The sequence below is a fragment of the Streptomyces sp. NPDC088246 genome (genome assembly GCF_044741025.1).
Lineage (GTDB): Bacteria > Actinomycetota > Actinomycetes > Streptomycetales > Streptomycetaceae > Streptomyces.
Map to the genome: position 1 here is coordinate 404310 of NZ_JBIURV010000003.1, position 24784 is coordinate 429093.

21 protein-coding genes are annotated in these 24784 nt (G+C 70.4%); 13 read left to right on the forward strand and 8 right to left on the reverse strand.

The genetic code is table 11. From position 1 onward, the window contains the following. Window positions 1–41: 41 nt before the first annotated feature. From ACIPEK_RS07005 to ACIPEK_RS07025, 5 genes are all read right to left on the reverse strand, one after another. Window positions 42–3197 (reverse strand): efflux RND transporter permease subunit, encoded by a 3156-nt coding sequence (locus tag ACIPEK_RS07005; RefSeq protein WP_401991632.1) that lies wholly within the window; start codon window positions 3195–3197, stop codon window positions 42–44. Window positions 3198–3361: 164 nt separating this feature from the next. Beyond that, window positions 3362–4057 (reverse strand): response regulator, encoded by a 696-nt coding sequence (locus ACIPEK_RS07010; RefSeq protein ID WP_401991635.1) that lies wholly within the window; start codon window positions 4055–4057, stop codon window positions 3362–3364. Beyond that, complete coding sequence (locus ACIPEK_RS07015) at window positions 4054–5313, reverse strand: sensor histidine kinase (protein WP_401991638.1); 1260 nt, start codon at window positions 5311–5313, stop codon at window positions 4054–4056. The genes ACIPEK_RS07010 and ACIPEK_RS07015 overlap by 4 nt, the downstream gene beginning before the upstream one ends. Window positions 5314–5484: 171 nt before the next feature. After that, complete coding sequence (locus ACIPEK_RS07020) at window positions 5485–5763, reverse strand: hypothetical protein (RefSeq protein ID WP_383078396.1); 279 nt, start codon at window positions 5761–5763, stop codon at window positions 5485–5487. 9 nt (window positions 5764–5772) lie between these two features. Continuing rightward, window positions 5773–6555: a PspA/IM30 family protein gene (locus ACIPEK_RS07025; protein WP_093893567.1), complete on the reverse strand. Its 783-nt coding sequence runs from the start codon at window positions 6553–6555 to the stop codon at window positions 5773–5775. Between the two features lie 296 nt (window positions 6556–6851). Between ACIPEK_RS07025 and ACIPEK_RS07030 the strand changes: the two genes are divergently transcribed. The 3 genes from ACIPEK_RS07030 (at window position 6852) to ACIPEK_RS07040 (ending at window position 9467) form a co-directional block, all read left to right on the forward strand. Further along, on the forward strand, window positions 6852–7451 hold the full coding sequence (locus ACIPEK_RS07030; RefSeq protein WP_401991641.1) for a DUF3043 domain-containing protein: 600 nt from the start codon (window positions 6852–6854) through the stop codon (window positions 7449–7451). An 89-nt stretch (window positions 7452–7540) separates the two neighbouring features. Next, on the forward strand, window positions 7541–8299 hold the full coding sequence (locus ACIPEK_RS07035) for a bifunctional 2-polyprenyl-6-hydroxyphenol methylase/3-demethylubiquinol 3-O-methyltransferase UbiG (RefSeq protein WP_383078398.1): 759 nt from the start codon (window positions 7541–7543) through the stop codon (window positions 8297–8299). 94 nt (window positions 8300–8393) lie between these two features. After that, window positions 8394–9467 (forward strand): S1C family serine protease, encoded by a 1074-nt coding sequence (locus ACIPEK_RS07040; RefSeq protein WP_401991644.1) that lies wholly within the window; start codon window positions 8394–8396, stop codon window positions 9465–9467. A 131-nt stretch (window positions 9468–9598) separates the two neighbouring features. Here ACIPEK_RS07040 and ACIPEK_RS07045 read toward each other — a convergent pair whose 3' ends face one another. After that, the gene (locus ACIPEK_RS07045; RefSeq protein WP_093893560.1) at window positions 9599–9808 is read right to left on the reverse strand and encodes a hypothetical protein; all 210 of its coding nucleotides are present in this window, start codon (window positions 9806–9808) and stop codon (window positions 9599–9601) included. A 127-nt stretch (window positions 9809–9935) separates the two neighbouring features. On the opposite strand from ACIPEK_RS07045, the gene ACIPEK_RS07050 reads away from it, so the two are divergent. From ACIPEK_RS07050 to ACIPEK_RS07070, 5 genes are all read left to right on the forward strand, one after another. Beyond that, on the forward strand, window positions 9936–11138 hold the full coding sequence (locus ACIPEK_RS07050) for a bifunctional adenosylcobinamide kinase/adenosylcobinamide-phosphate guanylyltransferase (RefSeq protein WP_401991647.1): 1203 nt from the start codon (window positions 9936–9938) through the stop codon (window positions 11136–11138). 69 nt (window positions 11139–11207) lie between these two features. Then, on the forward strand, window positions 11208–12047 hold the full coding sequence (locus ACIPEK_RS07055) for a class I SAM-dependent methyltransferase (RefSeq protein WP_401991650.1): 840 nt from the start codon (window positions 11208–11210) through the stop codon (window positions 12045–12047). A 95-nt stretch (window positions 12048–12142) separates the two neighbouring features. Then, on the forward strand, window positions 12143–13255 hold the full coding sequence (cobT, locus tag ACIPEK_RS07060) for a nicotinate-nucleotide--dimethylbenzimidazole phosphoribosyltransferase (RefSeq protein ID WP_401991653.1): 1113 nt from the start codon (window positions 12143–12145) through the stop codon (window positions 13253–13255). An 83-nt stretch (window positions 13256–13338) separates the two neighbouring features. Continuing rightward, window positions 13339–15144, forward strand: coding sequence for a phosphatidylglycerol lysyltransferase domain-containing protein (locus ACIPEK_RS07065; protein WP_401991656.1), 1806 nt, complete (start codon window positions 13339–13341; stop codon window positions 15142–15144). Beyond that, window positions 15141–15875, forward strand: a complete 735-nt coding sequence (locus ACIPEK_RS07070; protein WP_401991659.1) for a hypothetical protein — start codon at window positions 15141–15143, stop codon at window positions 15873–15875. The genes ACIPEK_RS07065 and ACIPEK_RS07070 overlap by 4 nt, the downstream gene beginning before the upstream one ends. Here the strand turns inward: ACIPEK_RS07070 and ACIPEK_RS07075 are convergent. Further along, window positions 15818–16579, reverse strand: a complete 762-nt coding sequence (locus tag ACIPEK_RS07075; RefSeq protein ID WP_401991661.1) for a hypothetical protein — start codon at window positions 16577–16579, stop codon at window positions 15818–15820. The two genes, ACIPEK_RS07070 and ACIPEK_RS07075, sit on opposite strands and share 58 nt — an antisense overlap. Window positions 16580–16667: 88 nt before the next feature. Here ACIPEK_RS07075 and ACIPEK_RS07080 point away from each other — a divergent pair, with 88 nt between their 5' ends. After that, complete coding sequence (locus ACIPEK_RS07080; protein ID WP_401991664.1) at window positions 16668–17447, forward strand: adenosylcobinamide-GDP ribazoletransferase; 780 nt, start codon at window positions 16668–16670, stop codon at window positions 17445–17447. Window positions 17448–17593: 146 nt separating this feature from the next. Here ACIPEK_RS07080 and ACIPEK_RS07085 read toward each other — a convergent pair whose 3' ends face one another. Continuing rightward, a complete protein-coding gene (locus ACIPEK_RS07085) occupies window positions 17594–18424 on the reverse strand; it encodes an endo alpha-1,4 polygalactosaminidase (RefSeq protein WP_401991667.1) in 831 nt (276 codons plus the stop codon). A 258-nt stretch (window positions 18425–18682) separates the two neighbouring features. On the opposite strand from ACIPEK_RS07085, the gene ACIPEK_RS07090 reads away from it, so the two are divergent. The 4 genes from ACIPEK_RS07090 (at window position 18683) to ACIPEK_RS07105 (ending at window position 24655) form a co-directional block, all read left to right on the forward strand. Continuing rightward, complete coding sequence (locus ACIPEK_RS07090; RefSeq protein ID WP_401991670.1) at window positions 18683–20239, forward strand: leucyl aminopeptidase; 1557 nt, start codon at window positions 18683–18685, stop codon at window positions 20237–20239. A gap of 380 nt (window positions 20240–20619) precedes the next feature. Continuing rightward, window positions 20620–22008: a dihydrolipoyl dehydrogenase gene (gene lpdA, locus ACIPEK_RS07095; protein WP_401991673.1), complete on the forward strand. Its 1389-nt coding sequence runs from the start codon at window positions 20620–20622 to the stop codon at window positions 22006–22008. Window positions 22009–22069: 61 nt separating this feature from the next. Next, the gene (gene sucB / locus ACIPEK_RS07100) at window positions 22070–23896 is read left to right on the forward strand and encodes a 2-oxoglutarate dehydrogenase, E2 component, dihydrolipoamide succinyltransferase (RefSeq protein WP_401991676.1); all 1827 of its coding nucleotides are present in this window, start codon (window positions 22070–22072) and stop codon (window positions 23894–23896) included. 135 nt (window positions 23897–24031) lie between these two features. Continuing rightward, the gene (locus ACIPEK_RS07105; protein ID WP_093895367.1) at window positions 24032–24655 is read left to right on the forward strand and encodes a GntR family transcriptional regulator; all 624 of its coding nucleotides are present in this window, start codon (window positions 24032–24034) and stop codon (window positions 24653–24655) included. Window positions 24656–24784: the final 129 nt, after the last annotated feature.

Consider the following 24784-nt stretch of genomic DNA (forward strand, 5'->3'; position numbering starts at 1 on the left):
ACACGCTCGTGTGGGACAGGCCCCTCGTCATGCCAGGCGGGTCAGGCCTTCGCGGGCTCCGGCTCCTCGGAGGAGGTCTCCTCCGGCTCGGCCGGGGCCGGCACGCCGGCCTTCTTGGCGCGCTTGATGGCCTTCTTCTTCGCGCGGCGCTCCTTGCGGAGTTCCACCATCGCGTAGAGCGTCGGCACCAGGAGCAGCGTCAGCAGGGTCGAGGTGACCAGGCCGCCGATCACCACGACGGCGAGCGGCTGCGAGATGAAGCCGCCCTCGCCGGTGACGCCGAGCGCCATCGGGAGCAGGGCGAAGATCGTCGCCAGGGCGGTCATCAGGATCGGACGGAGCCGGTGGCGGCCGCCCTCGATGACCGCTTCGACGACGCCCATGCCCTGCGTCCGGTACTGGTTGATCAGGTCGATCAGCACGATCGCGTTGGTGACCACGATGCCGATCAGCATCAGCATGCCGATCATCGCCGGTACGCCCATCGGGGTGCCGGTGACCACGAGCAGGCCGATCGCGCCGGTTGCCGCGAACGGGATGGAGACCAGCAGGATCAGCGGCTGGACCAGCGACCGGAAGGTCGCCACGAGCAGCATGAAGACGATCGCGATCGCGGCCAGCATGGCCAGGCCGAGATTCAGGAACGCGTCGTTCTGGTCCTCGGAGACACCACCGATGGTGGCGGTGGCGCCGTCCGGGAGCTTCAGCGCGTTGATCTTCGTCTGGAGCGAGGCACTGACCGCGCCGGTGTTGTCACCGGTGGGCTTGGCGGTGATGGTGGCGGCGCGCTGGCCGTCGATCCTCGTCATCGAGACCGGGCCGGGGACCAGCTCGACGTCGGCGATCCGACCGAGCTTGACCGGGCCGAGGGAGAGGTTCTTCAGCTCCGCCATCGTGGTGGCCGGGTGGGCGGACTTGATGACGACATCACGCTCGGTGTCGTCCATGATCGCCTTGCCGGACGGGGTGCCGCGCACCGCTCCGGCGACGGCCGCGCCGAGCGTGGTCTGGTTGAAGCCGGCGTCGGCGGCCTTGGCGTTGGCCTTGACCGAGATCCGCGGCACGCTCTGCGCCAGGTCGCTCTGGACGTCGGTGACATCCTTCAGCTTGGCCACCTCGGCCCGTACCTCTTCGGACGCCTTCTTCAGGACGTCCGCGTCGGCGGCCTTGACCACGACGCTGAGGTCCTGGCTGCCGAAGCCGCCGCCCGCGGAGATGGTGGTGTCACCGATGCCGTCGAGCTTGCCGAGCTCCGTGTCGAGGCGCTTCTGCACGGCCTCGGAGTCGCCCGCGTCCTTCAGGGTGATCTGGTACGAGGCCTGGTTGGAGCCCGTACCGCCACCGAAGGCCGCCATGAAGCCGGAGGAGCCGACGGTGACCTGGTAGTCCTTGACGCCCTTGTCGCCGGCGAGGACCTTCTCGACCTTCTTCGCCGCCGCGTCGGCGGCCGCCAGGCTGGTGCCGGGGGTCAGCTCCTGCTTGACGGAGAGGACTTCCTGCTCGCCCTGGTCGAAGAAGTTGGTCTTCAGCAGCGGGGCCATGCCGAAGGTGCCGAACAGCACCACGACGGCGATGACGATGCTGGTGATACGGCGCCGGGTCGCGAAGCGCAGCACCGGGACGTACAGCCGCTGGAGCCGGCTGCGGGCTTCCTTCTCCTCGGCCTTGCGACGGGCCTCGTCCGGGTTCTCCGTGGCGCCCTTCGGGGCGCGCAGGAACCAGTACGAGAGGACGGGGACGACGGTCAGCGAAACCAGCAGGGAGGCCAGCAGGGCCGCGGTGACGGTCAGCGAGAACGAGCCGAAGAGCTCGCCGACCATGCCGCCGACGAGACCGATCGGCAGGAAGACGGCGACCGTGGTGAGGGTCGAGGAGGTGACCGCGCCGGCCACTTCCTTGACCGCGGTGATGATCGCGGACTGGCGCTCCTCGCCGTAGCCGAGGTGCCGCTTGATGTTCTCCAGGACCACGATCGAGTCGTCGACGACCCGGCCGATCGCGATGGTCAGCGCGCCCAGCGTGAGCATGTTGAGCGACAGGTCGCGGGTCCAGAGCACGATCAGCGCGAGGACCACGGAGAGCGGGATGGAGACTGCGGTGACCAGGGTCGAGCGGAGCGACGCGAGGAAGACCAGGATCACGATGACGGCGAAGAGCAGGCCGAGCGCACCCTCGGTGGTCAGACCGGAGATCGCCTTGGAGACGGCGGGGCCCTGGTCGGAGACGACGGTCAGTTCGGCGCCTGCGCCGAGGTCCTTGCGGAGGTCCGGGAGCTTGTCCTTGACGGCGTCCGAGATGGCGACGGCGCTGCCGTCCTTGTCCATCGTGGCCATCACGGCGAGGCTCGGCTTGCCGTTGGTACGGGTGATGGAGACCGCGGTGGACGGCTCCTGCTTCACCGTGGCGATGTCACCGATGCGGGCCGGCTTGCCGGACTTGCCGGTGGCCGGGTCCTGACCGACGACCCGCAGGTCCTCGATCTGCTTCAAGGAGGTGAATGCTCCGCCGACCTGGACGGTGCGGCTCTTGCCCTGCTCCGAGAACGAACCGGCCGGGACCGTGGCGCCGCCCGCCTGGAGGGCCAGGGCGAGGGATCCGGCGTTCAGACCGGCGGCCGCGAGCTTCCTGTCGTCGGGGGTGATGGAGACCTGGAGGTCCTGCACACCGTCGACGGAGACCTGGCCGACGCCGTCGATGTCCTCCAGCGCGGGGACGACGGTGCGGTCCAACTGGTCGGCGAGCGCCTGCTGGTCCTTGTCGGAGGTGACGGCGAGGACGACGGTCGGCATGTCGTCCGTCGAGCCGGCGACGACCTGCGGGTCCACGCTGTCGGGAAGCTGGGCGCGGGCGCGGTTCACCGCCTGCTGGATGTCGGCGACGAGCTGCTTGGTGCCCTCGCTGCCGAAGTCGAAGGTCGCCATGATGACGGCGTTGCCCTCGCTGGCGGTCGAGGTGGTGCCGGTGACGCCGTCGACGGCCTTGATGGCATTCTCGAGGGGTTCGACGACCTGCTTCTCGACCACATCGGGGGACGCACCCTGATAGGGGGCGAGCACCGACACCATCGGGAGTTCGATGGTGGGCAGCAGCTGCTGCTTGAGCTGCGGGATCGCGATCGCCCCGAATACGAGGGCGACGATCGAGATCAGCCCGATCAGGGCCCGTTGCGCGAGGCTGAATCTGGACAGCCAGGACATGGGTGGGTCTCTCTTCTGTGGCTTACGCGGCAGATGGGCGGGTGGCTGGGGGACAGACCCGGCCCAGCTATACGATCACCCATCCGCAAGACCGAAAGCGTCGGCCCCAGGTCGCTTTCTTATGCCGCGCATACCGCAGGTGGAGTACGCCGAATCTCCACCCGTCACTCCACCCTGGGGCGCACCAGGCCCGATTCATACGCAATTACTACCAATTGAGCCCGGTCCCGGGCTCCCAGCTTCGCCATCGCCCTGTTCACATGGGTCTTGACGGTGAGCGGGCTGACGACGAGCCGCTCGGCGATCTCGTCGTTGGAGTGCCCGCCCGCGACCAGGACCAGCACCTCGCGTTCGCGGCCGGTGAGCGCGGCGAGCCGCTCGGAGTACTCCGCGACGCTCGGCCCGTCACCGCCCGAACTGCCGCCCTGCGCAAGGAAGGTGGCGATCAGGCCCTTGGTCGCGGCCGGCGAGAGCAGCGCCTCACCGCCCGCGGCGATACGGATGGCATTGAGCAGTTCCTCCGGTTCCGCCCCTTTGCCGAGGAAGCCGGACGCCCCGGCCCGCAGCGACTGCACCACGTACTCGTCCACCTCGAAGGTGGTGAGCATGACGACCCGTACGTCCGCCAGTTCCGGGTCGGCGCTGATCATCCGGGTCGCGGCGAGTCCGTCCGTGCCGGGCATCCGGATGTCCATCAGCACCACGTCGGCACGCGTCGAGCGGGCCAGTTCCACGGCCTGTGCGGCGTCCGCCGCCTCGCCGACCACCTCCATGTCGGTCTCCGAGTCGACCAGCACCCGGAACGCGCTGCGCAGCAGCGCCTGGTCGTCGACGAGCAGCACCTTGATGGGCGGTGTCATGTGTTTTCCCCCGTCCGGCCCGCCGCGCCCGGCTCCTTGGGCTCTGCCGTGCGGGCCTTGACGGGCAGGATCGCATGAACCCGGAATCCGCCGCCGTAGCGGGGCCCCGCGGTGAGGGAGCCGCCGAGTGCGGTGACGCGTTCGCGCATGCCGAGGAGGCCGTGACCGCCGCCGTCCCCGTTGCGGACGCCTCCCCCCGAGCCGTTGTCGATCACGGTGACCTCGGCCGTGGCGCCGACCCGTACGACGCTCACCTCGGCCTTCGCCCCGGGGCCCGCGTGTTTGCGCACATTGGTCAGCGCCTCCTGGATCACCCGGTACGCGGCCAGGTCGACGGCCGCGGGCAGCGGGGACCGCCGGTCGGTGCAGGCCACCTCGACCGGGAGCCCGGCCCGCCGGACGGTGTCCACCAGTTCGTCGAGGACCGCAAGCCCCGGGGCCGGTTCGGTCGGCGCCTCCGGGTCGCCGGACTGGCGCAGCAGCCCGACGGTGGCCCGCAGTTCGTTGAGCGCGGAGCGGCTGGCCTCCCGGACGTGGGCCAGCGCCTCCTTGGCCTGGTCGGGGCGCTTGTCCATGACGTGGGCGGCCACCCCGGCCTGGACATTGACCAGGGCGATGTGGTGGGCGACGACGTCGTGCAGTTCGCGGGCGATCCGCAGCCGCTCCTCGGCGACCCGGCGCCGGGCCTCCTCGTCACGGGTGCGCTCGGCGCGTTCGGCGCGCTCCCTGATCGCGTCGACGAAGGCGCGCCTGGAGCGTACGGCGTCCCCCACGGCGCCGGCCATGCCGGTCCAGGCGAAGACGCCGAAGTTCTCCTGGCCGTACCAGGGCGCCGCACCGAAGAACATCGCGGCGGCCGTCAGCGCGGCCATGGTCAGCAGACCGACCCGCCAGGTGGTGGGCCGGTCGGTGCGGGCGGCGACGGTGTACAGCGCGATGACGGTACTCATCACCACGGGCGCGGGCGGGTCGGACCTCACCAGCTCGACGACCGTCAGCCCGGCGGTGGCCGCGAGCACCGCCATGGGATTGCGCCGCCGCCAGATGAGCGCCACGGCACCGAGCACCATCAGGACCACACCGCTCGCCTCGGGCCTGCGAGTGCCGAAGGTGGAACCGTTCGGTACGCCCGGGCGGACGAACGACCCGATGATCATGGCCACCAGTACGGCCAGGGCGAGCGCGGTGTCCAGCGCGAGGGGATGGTCGCGCAGCCAGTGCCGGATGCGCAGAACCCCGGTTCCGAGGGTGGTCACGTCAAGCTACGTTACGGCGTGTCGCGCGCGAATCGGTCCGGGTCCTGCGGAGAAGCCGGCACGGAGCGCGCCGAACCGCCACAGCGCCGTGCCGCGGACACAGCCGTGCCCCGTGTCCGGCGGACCGGACACGGGGCACGGACTTGTGCGGGTGCTGGAGAGCGACAGGCGTCAGCCGGGGATCAGACCGTCGTCCCGGAGCATGGCGCGCACCTCTTCAAGGGTCGCGTCGGACGACGGCAGGATCAGCTCGGACGGCTCCAGGGAGTCGTCCGGCAAGGGTGTGCCGAACTCGCGCACCCTGGCGAGGAGTGCGTGGAGAGTGGAGCGGAAGCCGGGGCCGTCGCCGCTCTCCATCTCGGCGAGCAGTTCGTCGTCGAGCTTGTTGAGCTCGACGAGATGGCTGTCGGCCAGTGCGACCTGGCCCTCCCCCATGATCCGTACGATCATGACGCCGCCTCAACTCTTGTCGAACCTGTGCGGGGACTGCGACGACTGCTGCTGCGCCGCATCCTGCGGGCCGCCCTCGATCGCCTGCTGCTGGGTGGAGCCGCCGGCCAGCTCGGCCTTCATGCGCTGCAGCTCCAGCTCCACATCCGTACCACCGGAGATCCGGTCCAGCTCGGCGGCGATGTCGTCCTTCGCCGTCCCGGTCGGATCGTCCAGGGCGCCGGAGGCGAGCAGCTCGTCGATCGCACCGGCCCGGGCCTGCAGCTGCTGGGTCTTGTCCTCGGCACGCTGGATCGCCAGGCCGACATCGCCCATCTCCTCGGAGATCCCGGAGAAGGCCTCGCCGATCCGGGTCTGCGCCTGGGCTGCGGTGTAGGTGGCCTTGATGGTCTCCTTCTTGGTACGGAAGGCATCGACCTTGGCCTGCAGCCGCTGGGCCGCGAGAGTGAGCTTCTCCTCCTCGCCCTGCAGCGTGGTGTGCTGCGTCTCCAGGTCGGTGACCTGCTGCTGGAGTGCGGCGCGCCGGGACAGCGCCTCGCGGGCCAGGTCCTCGCGGCCGAGCGCGAGCGCCTTGCGGCCCTGGTCCTCCAGCTTGGACGACTGGCCCTGCAGCTGATTCAGCTGCAGCTCCAGCCGCTTGCGCGAGGTCGCCACATCGGCGACGCCGCGGCGCACCTTCTGAAGCAGCTCCAGCTGCTTCTGGTACGAGTAATCGAGGGTCTCGCGCGGATCCTCGGCCCGGTCAAGGGCCTTGTTTGCCTTCGCGCGGAAGATCATCCCCATACGCTTCATGACACCGCTCATGGGCTTCGCGCGCCCCCTTCTGACGGACTGAGCTCCAGCACTCCAACAGAACCCACAGTACGGGCCCTGCCTCTATTACCGCACTGTTCGAGCACAGATGTGCTCCTCCCCAAGGACGACTGCACCCGGTCGCCGCTCCGGCCCAGGGAGTAGGTGGCGGTCGGGGAAACCGGTCGAGAAGTCCGCGGCGGCCCCATGGGGACACCTGCGAGGACGCAGGCCGTTGCCGGATCGTTCCCGACCGGCCTGGGGCAGCGGCGATCGAACCCGTACCCTTGGGCCTTGTGTTCCGTAGCCGTTCGAAGGAAGAGAAGGCGCCCACCGGCAAGGTGACGGCCGACCTCTCCAAGCAGCCCCGCGACCCGCAGGCCCCCAAAGGTCGCCCCACCCCCAAGCGCAGCGATGCCCAGTCGCAGCGCCGTCGCGCCTCCAGTGGCGCGCCGCTCGACCGCAAGGAGGCCATGAAGCGGCAGCGCGAAGCGCGCCGTGTGGACATGGCCAAGCAGCGTGAGGCGCTCGCCAGTGGCGACGAGCGCTATCTGCCAGCTCGCGACAAGGGCCCGGTGCGGCGCTTCGTCCGCGATTACGTGGACTCGCGTTTCTGCATCGCGGAGTTCTTCCTGCCGCTCGCCGTGATCATTCTGATCCTCAGCGTGATCCAGGTGCAGAACATCCAGAACATCTCGCTGCTGCTCTGGCTCATCGTGATCGTGCTGATCGTCATCGACTCGATCGGGCTCGCGTTCCGCCTGAAGAAGCAGCTGAACGAGCGCTTTCCCAATACACCGAAGCGTGGCGCGGTCGCCTACGGTCTGATGCGTACGCTTCAGATGCGTCGGCTCCGGCTGCCGAAGCCGCAGGTCAAGCGTGGGGAGCGGCCCTGAGTACGGATATCTCCGGCTCGGCCGGCGGTCCGTCCGCCGGCGCCGCCCCCGCCACCGTCACCGTCACCGGATTCTCGGGAGCCTCCTCGGTGTGGCTGAAAGGGCTCGGCGGGCTGCGCAACACCGTCCGCCAGGAGCTCGTCGCCCGGCAGATCGACGAGCAGATCGCGGCCCGCTTCCCGGTCGGGCAGCGGCTGCGCATCCTCGACGTCGGCATGGGCCAGGGCACCCAGGCGCTGCGCCTGGCCAGGGCCGGCCACAGCGTGACCGGCCTGGAGTCCGACGCCGAGATGCTGCGGGTGGCCCGTGAGGCGCTCGGCAGCGAGCCTGCGGGCATCCGCGAACGGGTCCGGCTCATCGAGGGCAACGGCCTGGACACCGGGGTGCACTTCCTGCCCGGCAGCTTCGACGTGGTGCTCTGCCACGGCGTGCTGATGTATGTCCGGGAGCCGGACGCGATGCTGGCCGGACTTGCCCGGATGCTGGCCCCGGGCGGACTGCTCTCGCTGCTCGTACGGAACGCCGATGCGCTGGCGATGCGGCCCGGGACCGCCGGGGACTGGGACGCGGCGCTGGCCGCCTTCGACACGGATGCGTACACCAATCGGCTGGGGCTCGCGGTGAGGGCCGACCGGCTGGACGCGCTGACGGCCACGCTCGCCGGTATCGCGGCGCCCCTGCACGCCTGGTACGGGGTGCGCGTCTTCACGGACAACGTGAGCAACGACGTGGAACTGCCGGCCGCCGACGAACTGGAGCGGGTGCTGGCCGCGGAGGACCGTGCCGGACGGACCGATCCGTACCGCCGGGTGGCCGCGCTGCTCCATCTGTGCGGAGTGCGGGGCTAGAACCTTCCGGGTACGCCGCCGGAGTTTTCCGGCGGCGTACCCGGTCGGCCGAACCCAACGGGCCTCCAATAGGGTTAAAAGTAATAATTCGGACATGGATGCATCCCACTCCCGCAGCCGTGTACGCGGTCTGCTGCTGCCTCTGACCGCAGGTGTCTGCACAGTCGCCCTGGTGAGCGGCTGCTCGGACGCGAACTCCGATTCTCCGGCCCAACCAGCCGAGTCGGCCTCCGCTTCCCGGACCGTCGGCGATCTGCAGAACGAATACCAGGACGTGATCAAGAACGTCCTGCCGTCGGTCGTGCAGATCGAAGCCTCCAACAGCCTGGGCTCCGGCGTCATCTACGACTCCAAGGGCCATATCGTCACCAACGCCCATGTGGTCGGCAACGAGAAGACATTCAAGGTCACCGTCGCCACCGGCGAGAAGGTGCTGCGGGCCTCGCTGGTCGCCGCCTATCCGGAACAGGATCTGGCCGTCATCAAGCTCGCCGGCGTCCCGGCAGGGCTGAAGCCCGCGACGTTCGGCGACTCGCAGAAGGTCGCGGTGGGCCAGATCGTGCTGGCGATGGGCTCGCCGCTCGGGCTGTCCTCCAGCGTCACCCAGGGCATCGTCTCGGCGCTCGGCCGGACCGTCAGCGAAAGCAGCGCGGGCGGTGGCACGGGCGCGACGATCGCGAACATGGTGCAGACCTCGGCGGCGATCAACCCGGGCAACAGCGGCGGTGCGCTGGTCAACCTGAACAGCGAGGTGATCGGCATCCCGACGCTGGGGGCGATCGACCCGCAGATGGGTGACAGCGCGGCGCCGGGGATCGGGTTCGCGATCCCCGTGTCGATGGTGAAGACGATCGCCGATCAGATCATCAAGAGCGGCAAGGTCACCGACTCGGGCCGGGCGGCGCTGAACATCACCGGACGCACGGTCGTCGACGACACCTACCATCCGTTCGGGGTGGCGCTGGTCGGCGTGACGAAGGGCGGCGCCGCGGACAAGGCGGGGCTGCGAATCGGCGATGTCATCACCAAGGTCGGAGATCTGCCGGTCCCGACGATCACCTCCCTGTCGGAGGTGCTGGCCTCGGACAAGCCGGGCGAGAAAGTCACGGTGACGTATCTGCGCAACGGGGCGGAGAAGACGGCGCAGGTCACCCTGGGCGAGATCTAGCTCCCGGCCGCCGCAGTACAGGCCTGATCGGGGTCGTACGGGCCTGAGGACCGCCGCACGACCCCGATCGTCAGCCGTACCGGCCCGGAGACAGGCCCGAGCCCGTACGGCTGTTCACGTGCCGGGGCCGATCAGCCCTGGTCGGCCTGGAGGCTCATGGGGCCGTAGATCTTTGTCGTGTCGTCGAAGAGCGTCACCTGGTCCGCCCCGCCGTCGAGGAGTTCCTTCCAGTACTCACCGATCCAGGACTCCGCGTCGCCCTGCGTAGTGAATTCCTCCGGCTGCAGGGCCGGCTCCGTCTCCGTACCGTCGGACTTCTCGAACCGCCACGTCCACGCCATGTCCGCCTCCTGGGTCGCTTTGCTGCCCGCAGCCTAGTGCCTCCAACCAGTGCGGGAACGGGTCCTGCGCGCGCCCGGACACCCCCAAGTCGCGCACCCGCTGCGCGGACGCGGGAGGATCGGAAGCGTGGAACTGACTCTGCTCGGCACCGGAGCCCCCGACGGGCTGCCGCGGCCCGAATGTCCCTGTGCCGCCTGCGCCACCGCCCGCGGTATGCGCTCGCGGGCCGCGACCGCGCTGCTCATCGACGACGCGCTGCTGCTCGATCTCACCCCGGGGGCCGTGTTCGCCGCAGCTCGTGCGGGGCATTCGCTCACCGGCGTACGGCAGGTGCTGCTCACCCATCCGCACGACGGGCCCGCCGTGGAGCTGCCCGCCGGACTGCCTCCGGCGGGACGCGTGCCGGACGGGCGGGAGCTGACGCTGATCAGCGGTCACCGGGTGAGGGCGGTACCGATGGACGCGCCGGGGACGGGCTACGAGGTGACGGCTCCGGAGGGCGCACGGCTGCTCTACCTGCCGCCGGGCGCCGCGCCCTCCGGTCTCGCGGACCGGGTGGCACAGCCCTACGACATGGTGGTCGGCGATGTGGTCGGGCGGCCGGACGCGGTGGCGCGGCTGCGGGCCGTCGAGGCGATCGGACCGGCCACCGAGATCATCGCCGTCCATCTGGACCATGACGCACCGCCCGGCGCCGAACTGGACCGGCGGCTCGCCGCGGCCGGCGCGCGGGCCGTGCCCGACGGGACGACGCTGGTGGTGGGTGAGTACCACTCGGTGCCGGACGTGCCGCGGCGCACGCTGGTGACGGGCGGTGCCAGGTCGGGGAAGTCGGTGGAGGCCGAGCGGCGTCTGGAGACGTTCCCCGAGGTGGTGTACGTGGCGACCGGTGGAGGCAGGGAAGGGGACGCGGAGTGGGCGGCCCGGATCGGGCTGCACCGGGACCGCAGGCCGGCCGCCTGGCGCACCGAGGAGACCTGTGAGCTGGTGGAGCTGCTGGAGTCGGACGGGCCCCCGCTGCTGATCGACTGTCTGTCGCTGTGGCTGACGGATGCGATGGACCGGGTAAATGCCTGGGACGACGCGGCGTGGGCGAACGGCGGCGAGAGCGCGTTGCGGGAGCGGACCGCCGAGCTGGTCACCGCGGTGCGCGGAACGCGGCGCACGGTCGTCGCCGTGACCAATGAGACCGGCTCGGGCGTGGTGCCCGCGACGGCTGCCGGGCGGCGGTTCCGGGACGAGCTGGGCCGGTTGAACGCCGCTTTCGCCGACGAGTGCGAACAGGTGCTGCTGGTGGTGTCCGGGCAGGTGCTGACGCTGCGCGGCTGACCGGGACCCGGGAACGCGGAACACAGGAACGCAAGGCAGGAACGGAACGCGAGAACAGGAGGAGCGGACATGGCACGTGTGCGACCGATGCTGAACGGGGTTCCGGAGACCTTGTTGTGGACGCTCTACAACCGGGCGTACGAGGCGGGGCAGCCCTATCCCGTGCTGGATGATCCGATGGCGCTCCGGTTGCTGAAGGACCTGGACTACCCCTTCGAGGAACGGTTCGGGCGGCCGAACGCGTTCCACTCACAGGCCCAAGGGCTGCGCTCGCGCTGCTTCGACCTGGCCGTGCAGGGGTATCTCGCCGCCCGGCCGCAGGCCACTGTGGTCGCGCTCGGCGACGGTCTGGAGACCGGCTTCTGGAGAGTCGACAACGGCCGGCTGAACTGGCTGAGCGTGGAACTGCCCGAGGTCGCCGAGCTGCGCCGGGCGCTGCTGCCCGCCTCGGACCGGCTGCGCACCCTGTCCCGTTCGGCGACCGATCTGTCCTGGCTGGACGAGATCGAGGACCCGGAGGGCCGCGGTGTCGTCGTCACGACGCAGGGTCTGCTGATGTATCTGCCCCCCAAGGAGGTACGGAGGATCCTGGCGGCCTGTGCCGAACGGCTACCCGGCGGTGCCCTCGTACTGGACACGATGGCGCGCTGGCTGGCCAGGGGCACGGTGGCAGGCACATCGAAGGTCGGCGGGATGACCATTCCGCCGATGCGCTGGGCGATGAACCCCGGCGAGCGGCACAAGCTGCGCAGTGCGCACCCGGGGATCACCGAGGTGCGGGCGCTGCGGCTGCCGCGGGGGCGGGGCGCGATGGGCGAGCTGATCCGGATCCAGTCGCTGCTCCCGGGGCTGCGGACCCTGACGCCCGCGATGACGCAGCTGCGGTTCGGGGGCAGAACCTCGCACTGACCGGGTGTCAGAAACATGGCGGGTACTGTTCCGCAGTGAGCCCGCCGCCGGGCTCACCGGCCCACTCCACGTATCGACCCGCGAGGCAGACCCCCGTGAATCTGGACGACTTCTCCGACCTGATCGAACGCCCCGACGGCGGCGTACGGCGCGACGCCGAGGAACGGCGGGAGCGCCTGGTCGTTCCCCCGGGCGCCCTCGGCCGCCTGGACGAGCTGGGCGAATGGCTCTCGGCCGCTCAGCAGTCCGTACCGGTCAAGGCGATCGAGCAGCCGCGCGTGGTGCTCTTCGCCGGTGACCACGGGGTTGCCGAACTGGGTGTCTCCGGGCGCGCGGCCGGAACTGCGTACGAGCTGGTTCGGGCCACGCTGGAGGGCGCGACTCCGCTCGCCGTGCTGGCGCGCCAGTTCTCCGTACCGGTGCGGATCGTCGACGCCGCTCTGGACTGCGACCCCGATCTGCTGCCCGAGTCGGTGGTACGTCACCGGGTGCGGCGCGGCAGCGGCCGGATCGACATCGAGGACGCGCTGACGGCCGAGGAGGCCGAGCAGGCGGTACGTCTCGGCATGGCGATCGCCGACGAGGAGGCCGACTCGGGCACCGATCTGGTGGTGCTCGGCGATCTGAGCGTCGGTGGTACGACGGCCGCGGCCACGCTGATCGCGGCCCTGTGCGGCACGGACGCCTCGGTGGTCACCGGGCGCGGCGGTGCGGGGATCGACGATCTGGCGTGGATGCGCAAGTGTGCGGCGATCCGGGACGCGCTGCGGCGGGCCAGGCCGGTCCTCGGTGATCAGCTGGAGCTGCTGGCCACGGTGGGCGGTGCGGACCTGGCGGCGACGACCGGGTTCCTGCTGCAGTGCGCGGTGCGCAGGCTGCCGGTCATTCTGGACGGTGTGGTCTCGTCGGCCTGTGCGCTGGTGGGTCAGCGGGCGGCCTTCCGGGCGCCGGACTGGTGGCTGGCGGGTCAGGCGAGCGGCGAGCCGGCGCAGACCAAGGCGCTGGACCGGATGGCACTCAACCCGTTGCTGGACCACGGCGTCATCGTGGGCGAAGGAAGTGGGGCATTGCTCGCACTTCCGCTTGTTCGGGCCGCGGCCGCGCTGGCGGCGGAGCTGCCCGAGCGTGCACCCGTCGCCGACGAGAAGGACGGTGCCGACGAAGGGGCTGACGGAAGCGACGCGGACCGCGACGCGACCGACGGCTGACGGACCGGCAGCGCTGCGGCCGGCCACAATCCGGCCGCAGCACAGTCCCCTCATGTTGCGCGATGCACCATATGATCGTTTTCATGGGAGAGGTCCGATTGGCCACCGAGGAATCCGGGCGGGACAGCACCCGGGCACCGAGCACCGTCCGGTCACGCCGCAGCGCCGCGTTCGCCATCTGGTATCTGCGCGTCGTGTCGTTCATCAATTTCCTGAGCGCCGTCTGGGTCACTCTCGGCAACGATCTGCGCCGTCACAACACCGCGAACTACTTCACCCCGTACCTGCTCACCGCCGGCTTCTCCTCCGGGGTGGTCGCGCTCTTCCTCGCGATCACCATGCACCGCCGCAAGCGGGCCGCCTGGATCGTGAACATGGTGGTGAGCAGTCTTCTGCTGCTGCTCTTCGTCCTGGTGATCCCGTTCCCGGAGGTCCGGCAGTACCCGCAGAACTGGATCTCGCTGGTACTGACCACCGCCTTCGTACTGGCGCTGGTCCTCGGCCGACGCGAGTTCTACGCGAAGGGCGACCGGTCCAACCCCAAGCTGGCCGCGATCGTCGCGGTCGGCGGGCTGCTGGTCACCTCGCTGATCGCCGCGGGCCTGGTCACCCTCACCAACACCGCGCACGACGAATCCCGCTCGGCCTTCCTGGACCGCTGGCGCTACGGCGCCCTGCGGCTGGTCTCCATCACCGACAACGACACCAACTACCCGGGAATCACCACGCCCGGCTGGGTCAATGTCAGCATCAACATCCTCTCCACACTGCTGCTGATCGCCGTCGTGTACGCGGCGTTCCGGGCCCGCCGGGCCGTCGACCCGATCACTGCCGAGGACGAGGACCGGCTGCGCGTACTGCTCGACAAGCACGGCGACCGGGACTCGCTCGGCTACTTCGCGCTGCGCCGGGAGAAGAGCGTCATCTGGTCGCCGACCGGGAAGGCCGCCGTCGCCTACCGGGTGGTCGGCGGGGTCTCGCTCGCCTCCGGTGATCCCATCGGCGACCCGGAGGCCTGGCCCGGAGCGATCGAGCCATGGCTGGCCGAGGCCCGCGAACACGGCTGGATCCCGGCGGTCATGGGGGTGAGCGAGGAAGGCGGCACCATCTACGCGCGGCACGGCCTGGACGCCCTGGAGCTGGGCGACGAGGCGATCGTGGAGACCGCCGAGTTCACCCTCGAAGGACGGGCGATGCGGACCGTCCGCCAGGCGTACAACCGGGTCAAGCGCGCCGGGTACGAAGTGACCGTGCGCCGGCACGCCGACATCCCCGACGACGAGATGGCCGAACTGGTTCGGCGCGCCGACGACTGGCGCGACGGGGCGACCGAACGCGGCTTCTCGATGGCGCTGGGCCGGCTCGGCGATCCGGCCGACGGGCAGTGCGTGATGCTCGAATGCCGCAACTCGCCCACCGAAGAGGGCGGCGGGCCCGGCGAGTTGCGCGCCGTACTGAGCTTTGTGCCATGGGGACCGAACGGCCTCTCGCTGGACCTGATGCGCCGCGACCGGGACGCCGAGAACGGCCTGATGGAGTTCATGGTCATCGAACTCCTGCAGCGTGCCGAAAAGATCGGGATCACCCAGGTCTCACTGAACTTCGCGATGTTCCGGTCCGTCTTCGAGCGGGGTTCACGGCTCGGCGCCGGACCGGTGCTGAGGCTGTGGCGCTCCATGCTCAGCTTCTTCTCGCGCTGGTGGCAGATCGAGTCGCTCTACCGCGCCAACGCCAAGTACCGACCGATCTGGGAGCCGCGCTTCATGCTCTTCGAGAAGAGCTCCGACCTCCTGCGCATCGGCCTCGCCGCGGGCCGGGCCGAAGGGTTCCTGGAGGCACCCGGTCTGCCCAAGTGGATGCACCGCTCGCACCTCGGAGCCGGTGGATGAGACCCCTACACGCGCTGGGCCGGGCGGCTCGCCGCGAGTGGGGTCCGCTCGCGGGGACCGTACGCGCAGGGCTCGCCGCCTCCCGGCTGCAGGCTGTCCCGATGACGCTGGCTTCGGTCTGTCTGACGGCACTGCTCCATACGGTGCAGAACCAGTCGTGGGGCGCCGGGCCGGTGCGCGAGCTCGGGGCGGTGCGGGCCGAGGATCCGCTGTGGGAAGCCTTGCTGCGTACCCCGTTGTCACTCTTCGTCCCGGCGCTGGACCTGCCGGTGTGGGGGGCGCTGGCGCAGATCCTGGTGGTGTTCGGGACCGCCGAGATCTGTCTGGGCCGGTGGCGCACGCTGCTGGTCGCGTACGTCGCGACGCTGGCCGGAACGATGTACGCGCGGATCGGTGTCTCGATCGACCCCGAAGGGCTGTTCGGGCTGCCCGCCTCCGATGCCCGGATCATCGACACCGGCCCGTCGGCGGCGGTGGTCGGGCTGGCCGTCTACGTGTGTTACGTCTACCGGGCCTGGTTCACCGGGGCGCTGGTGATCGCGGCGATGGTGGCCGAGATGATCTTCAAGAACAATCTGGCGGGCAAGGAGCATCTGGCCGCGATCGCCGCGGTCCTCGTGCTGTGCGCTGTCACGCTCCGCCGGGACCGGCGCCGGCAACTGCGGCGCGGAGCTCAGGATTTGCGCCCGGGGGCCGGAACCCGGTCCGGCGCGCCGCCGATCAGGTCCTGAAATCTGCGGCGCGGGCCCGCCCAGCGCACATCGTGGTGGTAGGCCCGCAGCACCGCCCGGGCACGGGCGCGGTGACGGTTGCGGTAGAAGCGCTTCGCCCACATCGAGGTCGGCCGGGCCAGCCGGATCGCCCCGATCAGCGCGACGAACGGGACGAGGGTGCCGACGACCGCGAGCCGCGCCTTGCCCTTGAACAGGGCGATCAGCACGAAGCAGAAGTTGACGACCAGCGTCAGGATGACGCCGAGCCTGCCCTGCTGCTGGTCACTGCTCAGCTCGTTCACGCCGAGCGGTGAGAAGCCGGCCAGGACCAGCAGCACCAGCGCCGCCGTGAGGACCACGACCTCCACGCTCTGGCGGCCCTCCTCGGTCCAGTACACATCGTCGAGATGGAGGATCAGGGCGAACTCGTCCAGCACCAGACCCGCACCCATGCCGAAGATCACCGCACAGACCCCCGCGGTGACACCCTGGCGGCCACTGGCGACCGCCCCGAAGCCACCGATGACGCTCAGCACCACACCGGGCACCACATGGTGGACATGCACTCCGCCGGGCGTGATGTTGCGGAACGGGCCCTTCCCGGCCCGGATCATCCGCGTGATGACCCGGGTGATGGCGAAGGTGAGCACGAAGGCGGCCAGAGCGAGGAGCAACGGCAGCTTTCCCGGCTCGAGGATGTTCTGATCGAACCAGTGACCCATGCCACCCACCCCCGATAAGTCGCTTTTGCCATGATATGCCGCCTTATGCACAATCTATCGGCCGGTCACAGCGATTAGCCTGCGCGCCGTGACCTCCCTGAACAGCCATGGCCTGCGTTTCGCCTTCGGCACCCTGACCGTGCTCCCCGTCCGCGTCACCCGTTGGGACCGCGGTACCGCCCGCGCCGGAATGCTGTGCGCGCCGCTGACCGGCCTCGTCGTGGGACTGCTCGCGGCAGTGCCCGGCTGTCTGTTGCTGCTGCTCGGCTCCGGTCCGCTGCTCGCGGCGGTCGCCTCCGCCGCCGTGCCCGCGGCGCTGACCCGGGGCCTGCATCTGGACGGTCTCGCGGACACCGCCGACGGCCTGGGCAGTGGCAAGCCCGCCGACGACGCCCTGCGGATCATGAAGCAGTCGGACATTGGCCCATTCGGCGTGATCACCCTGCTGTTCGTGCTGCTGGCCCAGGTCGCGGTCCTCTACCAGCTCTACGGGCAGAGCTGGGCGCACGGCGCGGTGGCGGTGGCCGTCGCCGCGGTCACCGCCCGGCTGGCGCTCACCCTGGCTTCCCGTCAGGGCGTACCGGCGGCCCGTCCGGAGGGGCTGGGTGCGGCGGTGGCGGGAACGGTCACGGTCCGGGCCGCGGTGGTGGTCGGGGCCGTCACGGTCGCGGCCTGTGCGGGTGCCGGTGCGCTCCTCGGCGGGTACGGGGCGCTGCACCATGCCCTCGCCGCGCCGGCCGCCCTCGGCGTCGCCCAACTCCTGCTGCGGCACTGCGTACGGCGCTTCGGCGGGGTGACCGGCGATGTCTTCGGCGCACTGGCGGAGACGGCGGCGACAGCGGCCCTGGTGGTCCTGGCACTCGGTTAGGGCCTCTCGTTTGGATCATGCCGGGCTCGCAGGCCCTGGCACTGCGCCTCGCCGCGTTGTCGTCGGTCGGCATGGCTCCCTCCTCCGCCTTGCGATCCACAGCACAGACCCCGCTCCCTGATCCGGCCTGATCCAAACGAAAGACCCTAGGGGCGGGCCTTCGGGCACTCCTGGCGCCATACGCCCAGCTCGTACCTCTTCCGCAGCGAACTGAGCCCGAGCCGCTTCGACCCGGCGCAGAACCGGGCGACCGGCAGCTCGTACTCCACATGGAAGACGGCCTTGCCCGCCTTCACGAACGGCGTGAGGGCGTCGCACTCCCCGTACTGCGCGCACTGCTCATTGACCGCGAAGTCGAAGTCCGGCTCCAGCTCCGGGATCTGACCGAGGTCGTTCTTCAGACCGACGGCCAGTCCGTGGCGGTGGGCGATACGGGCGATGAGCCGGTTGTAGCGCAACTGGTCGGCGGCGGTCAGCGGGAAGCCCGTGCGATTCCGGTAGCCGTCCATGTTGTCGGGCTCCACCGCGTCGAAGCCCTTCTTCGCGCACATCGCGATCCGCGCCTCCATCAGCGGCTCCAGGACGTCCGTGCGGCGGATGTCGAGCCACCGCTCCCCCGCCCAGCCGTTGCCCTTCCCCCGTACCGAGGCGGGGAATTTCCCGGCGTCCGGGCGGAACTCCTCCCAGGCACCGGTGGAGAGGTAGCAGATCACCTTGCGGCCCCGGCGATGCAGGTCGGCGACGGCCGAAGCCTTGTGCTCGAAGCCGTCGATGTCGTACACCGGGACGTCCACCGTGGGGTCCAGCCGGCCGGAGAGCTGCCACTGCCAGCCGATGCCCGGCTCCGGCCGCCAACGGCCCGTGCCGACGGGTTCCGGCACCGAGGTGCAGCCGGCCAGCAGGGCCAGCAGGATCAGCACGGTGACCGGCAGCGCCGGTCCCGGCCAGGTCACGCGTGCAGCCCCACAGGCGCGCATGTCTCTCCCCCGTCGGTCCGGCACCACCAACGACCCTACTTCCACGGCCCGTTCCAGCCGCACGGCCCCGGCCCCGGCCGCCCGGAGCCGGGGCATCGACGCCACAACGGGCCGCCGACGGCCCGCCGCCGTGATCCCGCAGCAAAGGCGCGCGTAGGCTCATTCCCGGCACATTGCGGCGGCGTCTACGATGCGCCGGGCACGGTCGGCCCACCCATCGACCGACAACGAACTCAACGGAAGCGAGATTTCACCACCGTGACTGCTCTCACTCTCAGCACTGCCGGTGCGGCGACGCTGCGCGCCGACGCACTCGTCGTCGGCGTCGCCAAGGGCGCTGGATCCAAGTCTGGGGACCTGGTTCTCGCACCGGGCGCCGAGGCCGTGGACAAGGCGTTCGACGGAAAGCTCGCCACCGTCCTGAAGGCCCTGGGCGCCGCAGGTGCCGAGGGCGAGGTGACCAAGCTCCCCGCGCCCGACGGCCTCAAGGTCCCGGTCGTCGTCGCGGCCGGACTCGGCTCCGTCCCGGAGAAGGACGCGGCGTACGACGCCGAGGCGCTGCGCCGGGCCGCAGGCTCGGCCGCCCGTGCCCTGAGCGGTTCGAAGAAGGCCGGCTTCGCGCTGCCCATCGAGTCCGCCGAGGACGCCGAGGCGATCGCCGAGGGCGCGCTCCTCGGTGCGTACGCCTTCACCGCGTACCAGGGCGGCGAGAACAAGCTGGCACCCAAGGACAAGAAGAACGGCAACGGCGCGAAGCTGCCGCTCGGCGAGGTCGCCCTGCTCGGCGCCAAGCCGCGCGACAAGGCGTTCAAGGCGGCCGCCGAACGTGCCGTCGCGGTCGTCGAGGAGATCAACCGCGCCCGCGACCTGATCAACACCCCGCCGAACGACCTGTACCCCGAGTCCTTCGCCGCCGTGGCCACCGCCGCCGGCAAGGAGCACGGCATCAAGGTGCAGGTCCTCGACGAGAAGGCACTCGTCAAGGGCGGCTTCGGCGGTCTGCTGGGCGTCGGCCAGGGCTCGACCCACGGCCCGCGTCTGGTGAAGCTCGCCTACACGCACCCGAAGGCGGAGAAGACCCTGGCCCTGGTCGGCAAGGGCATCACCTACGACTCGGGCGGCATCTCGCTGAAGCCGGCCGGCCACAACGAGACGATGAAGTGCGACATGAGCGGCGCCGCCGCCGTGTTCGCAGCCGTCGTCGCGGCCGCCCGTCTCGGCCTCCAGGTCAACGTCACCGGCTGGCTGGCGCTCGCGGAGAACATGCCGTCCGGCAACGCCACCCGCCCCGGTGATGTGCTGCGCATGTACAGCGGCAAGACCGTCGAGGTCCTCAACACGGACGCCGAGGGCCGGCTCGTCCTCGCCGACGCGCTGACCCGCGCCTCCGAGGAGAACCCGGACGCGATCATCGACGTGGCGACCCTGACCGGCGCGATGGTGCTGGCGCTGGGCAACCGCACCTTCGGCATCATGGCGAACGACGACGCCTTCCGTACCTCCATCCACGAGATCGCCGAGGAGGTCGGCGAGGCCTCCTGGCCGATGCCGCTCCCCGCCGACCTGCGCAAGGGCATGGACTCCCCGACCGCCGACATCGCCAACATGGGCGAGCGGATGGGCGGCGGCCTGGTGGCCGGTCTGTTCCTGCAGGAGTTCGTGGGCGAGGGCATCGCCTGGGCGCACCTGGACATCGCGGGCCCGGCCTTCCACGAGGGCGCGCCGTACGGCTACACGCCGAAGGGCGGCACCGGTTCCGCGGTCCGCACGCTGGTGAAGCTGGCGGAGCGCACCGCCGCCGGAGACCTCGGCTGAGGTCGCAGCCGACATACGGCCCCGGGCATACGTCCGGGGCCGTATGTGTTCCCCCGTTGGCATGGCGGCACGGATCCGGCAGGTTTCGCTCTCAACGAAATCGGTAGGCCCTCCCGTCTCCCACCACCACCCTTCCGAGGCCGCGCTGCGCGCCTATTCTTTTTTCTACGCAGCGGTAACCACCCGAGACGGATGATCGTCCGTCTCAGACCCGGGCCCCGCGTCCCGCCCACCGTCAACAAGTGCGAAGATGGGTTCTCGGCAGGACAGGGCCCCCACCACAGGGCCGAATAACAAAAGCGGCCGAACACCAGCCGACCGGCCGGTCATCCCCCAGCGACGGGGCCCGGCGTACGGCGCACATGCATGGAGGACGTGACGTGGCGAACGACGCCAGCACCGTTTTCGACCTAGTGATCCTCGGCGGTGGTAGCGGCGGTTACGCCGCGGCCCTGCGCGGAGCGCAGCTGGGCCTGGACGTCGCTCTGATCGAGAAGGGCAAGGTCGGCGGCACCTGCCTGCACAACGGCTGCATCCCCACGAAGGCCCTGCTGCACGCCGGCGAAATCGCCGACCAGGCGCGCGAGGCCGACCAGTTCGGTGTCAAGGCCACCTTCGAGGGCATCGACATCGAGGCCGTCCACAAGTACAAGGACGACGTGATCTCGGGCCTGTACAAGGGTCTGCAGGGTCTCATCGCCTCGCGCAAGGTCACCTACATCGAGGGTGAGGGACGGCTCTCCTCCCCCACCTCGGTGGATGTGAACGGCCGGCGCGTCCAGGGCCGCCACGTGCTGCTCGCGACCGGCTCCGTGCCGAAGTCGCTGCCGGGCCTGGAGATCGACGGCAACCGCATCATCTCCTCGGACCACGCGCTGAAGCTGGACCGTGTCCCGAAGTCCGCGATCGTGCTGGGCGGCGGCGTCATCGGCGTCGAGTTCGCCTCGGCGTGGACGTCCTTCGGCACCGACGTCACGATCATCGAGGGCCTGAAGCACCTCGTCCCGGTCGAGGACGAGAACAGCTCGAAGCTTCTTGAGCGCGCCTTCCGCAAGCGCGGCATCAAGTTCAACCTCGGTACGTTCTTCCAGGGCGCCGAGTACACGCAGGACGGTGTCCGCGTGACCCTCGCCGACGGCAAGACGTTCGAGGCGGAGGTGCTGCTGGTCGCGATCGGCCGCGGCCCGGTCTCGCAGGGTCTGGGTTACGAGGAGGCCGGCGTCGCGATGGACCGCGGCTACGTCCTCGTCGACGAGTACATGCAGACCAACGTTCCGACCATCTCGGCCGTGGGCGACCTGGCCCCGACGCTGCAGCTCGCGCACGTCGGTTTCGCCGAGGGCATCCTGGTGGCGGAGCGGCTGGCCGGTCTGAAGACCGTCCCGATCGACTACGACGGTGTCCCGCGGGTGACGTACTGCCACCCCGAGGTCGCCTCCGTGGGCATCACCGAGGCCAAGGCCAAGGAGCTCTACGGCGCGGACAAGGTCGTCGCTCTGAAGTACAACCTCGCGGGCAACGGCAAGAGCAAGATCCTCAAGACCGCGGGCGAGATCAAGCTCGTCCAGGTCAAGGACGGTGCCGTGGTCGGCGTCCACATGGTCGGTGACCGTATGGGCGAGCAGGTCGGCGAAGCCCAGCTGATCTACAACTGGGAGGCGCTGCCCGCCGAGGTCGCGCAGCTCATCCACGCCCACCCGACCCAGAGCGAGGCGCTCGGCGAGGCCCACCTGGCCCTGGCCGGCAAGCCCCTGCACTCCCACGACTGATCAGTCGACCGGGCGCGACGACCGACCTACTTCCGCACTTTCGTAAGGAGCAACTGAAACCATGTCGGTTTCCGTAACCCTTCCGGCGCTCGGCGAGAGCGTCACCGAGGGCACTGTCACCCGCTGGCTGAAGGCCGAGGGCGAGCGCGTCGAGGCCGACGAGCCGTTGCTCGAGGTTTCGACCGACAAGGTCGACACCGAGATCCCGGCCCCCGCGGCCGGCATCCTCGCCGCCATCAAGGTCGCCGAGGACGAGACCGTCGAGGTCGGCGCCGAGCTGGCCGTCATCGACGACGGCACGGGTGCGCCCGCGGCCGCCGCGGCCCCGGCCGCCGAACCCGCGGCCGCCCCGGCCCCGGCGCCGGTCGCCGAGGCCCCCGCCGCTGCTGCTCCGGCCCCCGTGGCCGAGGCTCCGGCCGCGGCCGCACCGGCCGGTGGCGCCGCCGGTACCGACGTCACCCTCCCCGCGCTCGGCGAGAGCGTCACCGAGGGCACCGTCACCCGCTGGCTGAAGGAGGTCGGCGAGGAGGTCACGGAGGACGAGCCCCTCCTGGAGGTCTCCACGGACAAGGTCGACACCGAGATCCCGGCCCCGGTTTCCGGTGTGCTGCTGGAGATCGTCGTCGCCGAGGACGAAACCGCCGAGGTCGGCGCCAAGCTCGCCGTCATCGGTGCCGCCGGTGCCGCTCCGGCGGCTGCCCCGGCCCCGGCCGCTCCGGCGCCCGTCGCCGCCCCGGCCCCGGCTCCGGCCGCCGCTGCCCCCGCACCGGCACCGGTCGCTCCGGCCGCCCCCGCACCGGCACCGGTCGCTCCGGCCGCCCCCGCACCGGCTCCGGCACCGGTGGCGCCCGCCGCCCCGGTCGCCGCTCCGGCACCGGTGGCCCCGGCCGCTCCGGCGCCCGTGGCTGCTCCGGCTCCGGTCGCCCCGACGGCCCCCGTCGACGAGGGCGCGTACGTCACGCCGCTGGTCCGCAAGCTCGCCGCCGAGAACGGCGTCGACCTGGGCGCGGTCAAGGGCACCGGCGTCGGTGGCCGTATCCGCAAGCAGGACGTCGTCGCCGCCGCGGAGGCCGCCAGGGCCGCCGCCGCTGCCCCGGCTCCGGCCGCCGCTGTGACTGCCGGAGGCCGTGCAGCCTCGAAGGCGCCGAAGCTGGAGGCCTCCCCGCTGCGCGGTCAGACGGTCAAGATGACCCGCATGCGCAAGGTCATCGGCGACAACATGATGAAGGCGCTGCACTCGCAGGCCCAGCTGACCTCGGTCCTCGAGGTCGACATCACGAAGCTGATGAAGCTGCGCAACCAGGCGAAGGCCGCGTTCGCCGCCCGTGAGGGCGTCAAGCTGTCCCCGATGCCGTTCTTCGTGAAGGCGGCGGCCCAGGCGCTGAAGGCCCACCCGGTCATCAACGCCCGGATCAACGAGGACGAGGGCACCATCACGTACTTCGACTCGGAGAACATCGGCATCGCCGTGGACGCCGAGAAGGGTCTGATGACCCCGGTCATCAAGGGCGCGGGCGACCTGAACATCGCCGGCATCTCGAAGAAGACCGCCGAGCTGGCCGGGAAGGCCCGCGGTGGCGGCCTGACGCCGGACGACATGTCCGGCGCCACCTTCACCATCAGCAACACCGGCTCGCGCGGTGCGCTGTTCGACACCGTCATCGTGCCCCCGAACCAGGCAGCCATCCTGGGCATCGGTGCCACGGTCCGCCGCCCGGTGGTCATCGACCACCCGGACCTCGGCGAGACGATCGCGGTGCGGGACATGACGTACCTCTCGCTCTCCTACGACCACCGTCTGGTGGACGGCGCGGACGCCGCCCGTTACCTGACCGCGGTCAAGGCGATCCTGGAGGCCGGTGAGTTCGAGGTCGAGCTCGGCCTCTGAGCACCACGGTTGTAACCAGCCTCACCAGCGGCGCCCCCGTCCGGATCACTTCCGGGCGGGGGCGCCGCCGTATTGTCTAGACACCACCGGTCGCCCCGGCAGCCGACACACCGGTTCGCCCCGAAGGAGCCCCTCATGACCCCGCCCGTCGTCCACTCGCTGCGCGAACAGATCCGCGAGCACATCGTGGACGGGATCGTCAGCGGGCGATGGAAACCGGGCGAGCGGATCGTGGAGCGCCGGATCGCCACCGAGCTGGAGGTCAGCCAGACGCCCGTGCGCGAGGCGCTGCGGGAGCTGGAGACGCTCCGGCTGATCGAGTCGGCCCCCAACAAGGGCGTACGGGTCCGCAATCTCACCGCGGCCGATCTGGAGGAGAGCTATCCGGTACGGGCCGGTCTGGAGCAGATCGCGGCCGAGCTGGCGGCTCCGGTCCTCGGCGAGGACTGCTCGCGCCTCGCGCCGCATGTGACGGCGCTCTACGAGGCGGACCGGCTGGCCGACGGTGAGGCGCAGGTGCGGCACACCGTGGGGTTCCACCGCGAGATGGTGCGGGCCGCCGGGAACGCCGTGCTGCTGCACACCTGGGAGGGGCTGGGCATCGAGGTGTTCACCGCCCTGTCGATCCGGTGGCTGGGCACGGTCCAGAAGTCGTACGCGGAGGAGCACGAGGCGCTCATCGAGGCGTTCCTGCGGAAGGATCCGGACATCGGCGTACTGGTCAAGGCGCATGTGCTCGGTTGCGCACCGCGCGCCTGAGAGCCTGTCGGGTGACCTCTGATCGGGCGGCCACGGCCTGGCACGCACTCCCCCAAGGCCTTAAGAGCCAGGGGGACCCCCTCCGGCGTTGCCGAAATGGCCTAGTAGCTCCTTCCCCGAACTCTCAAC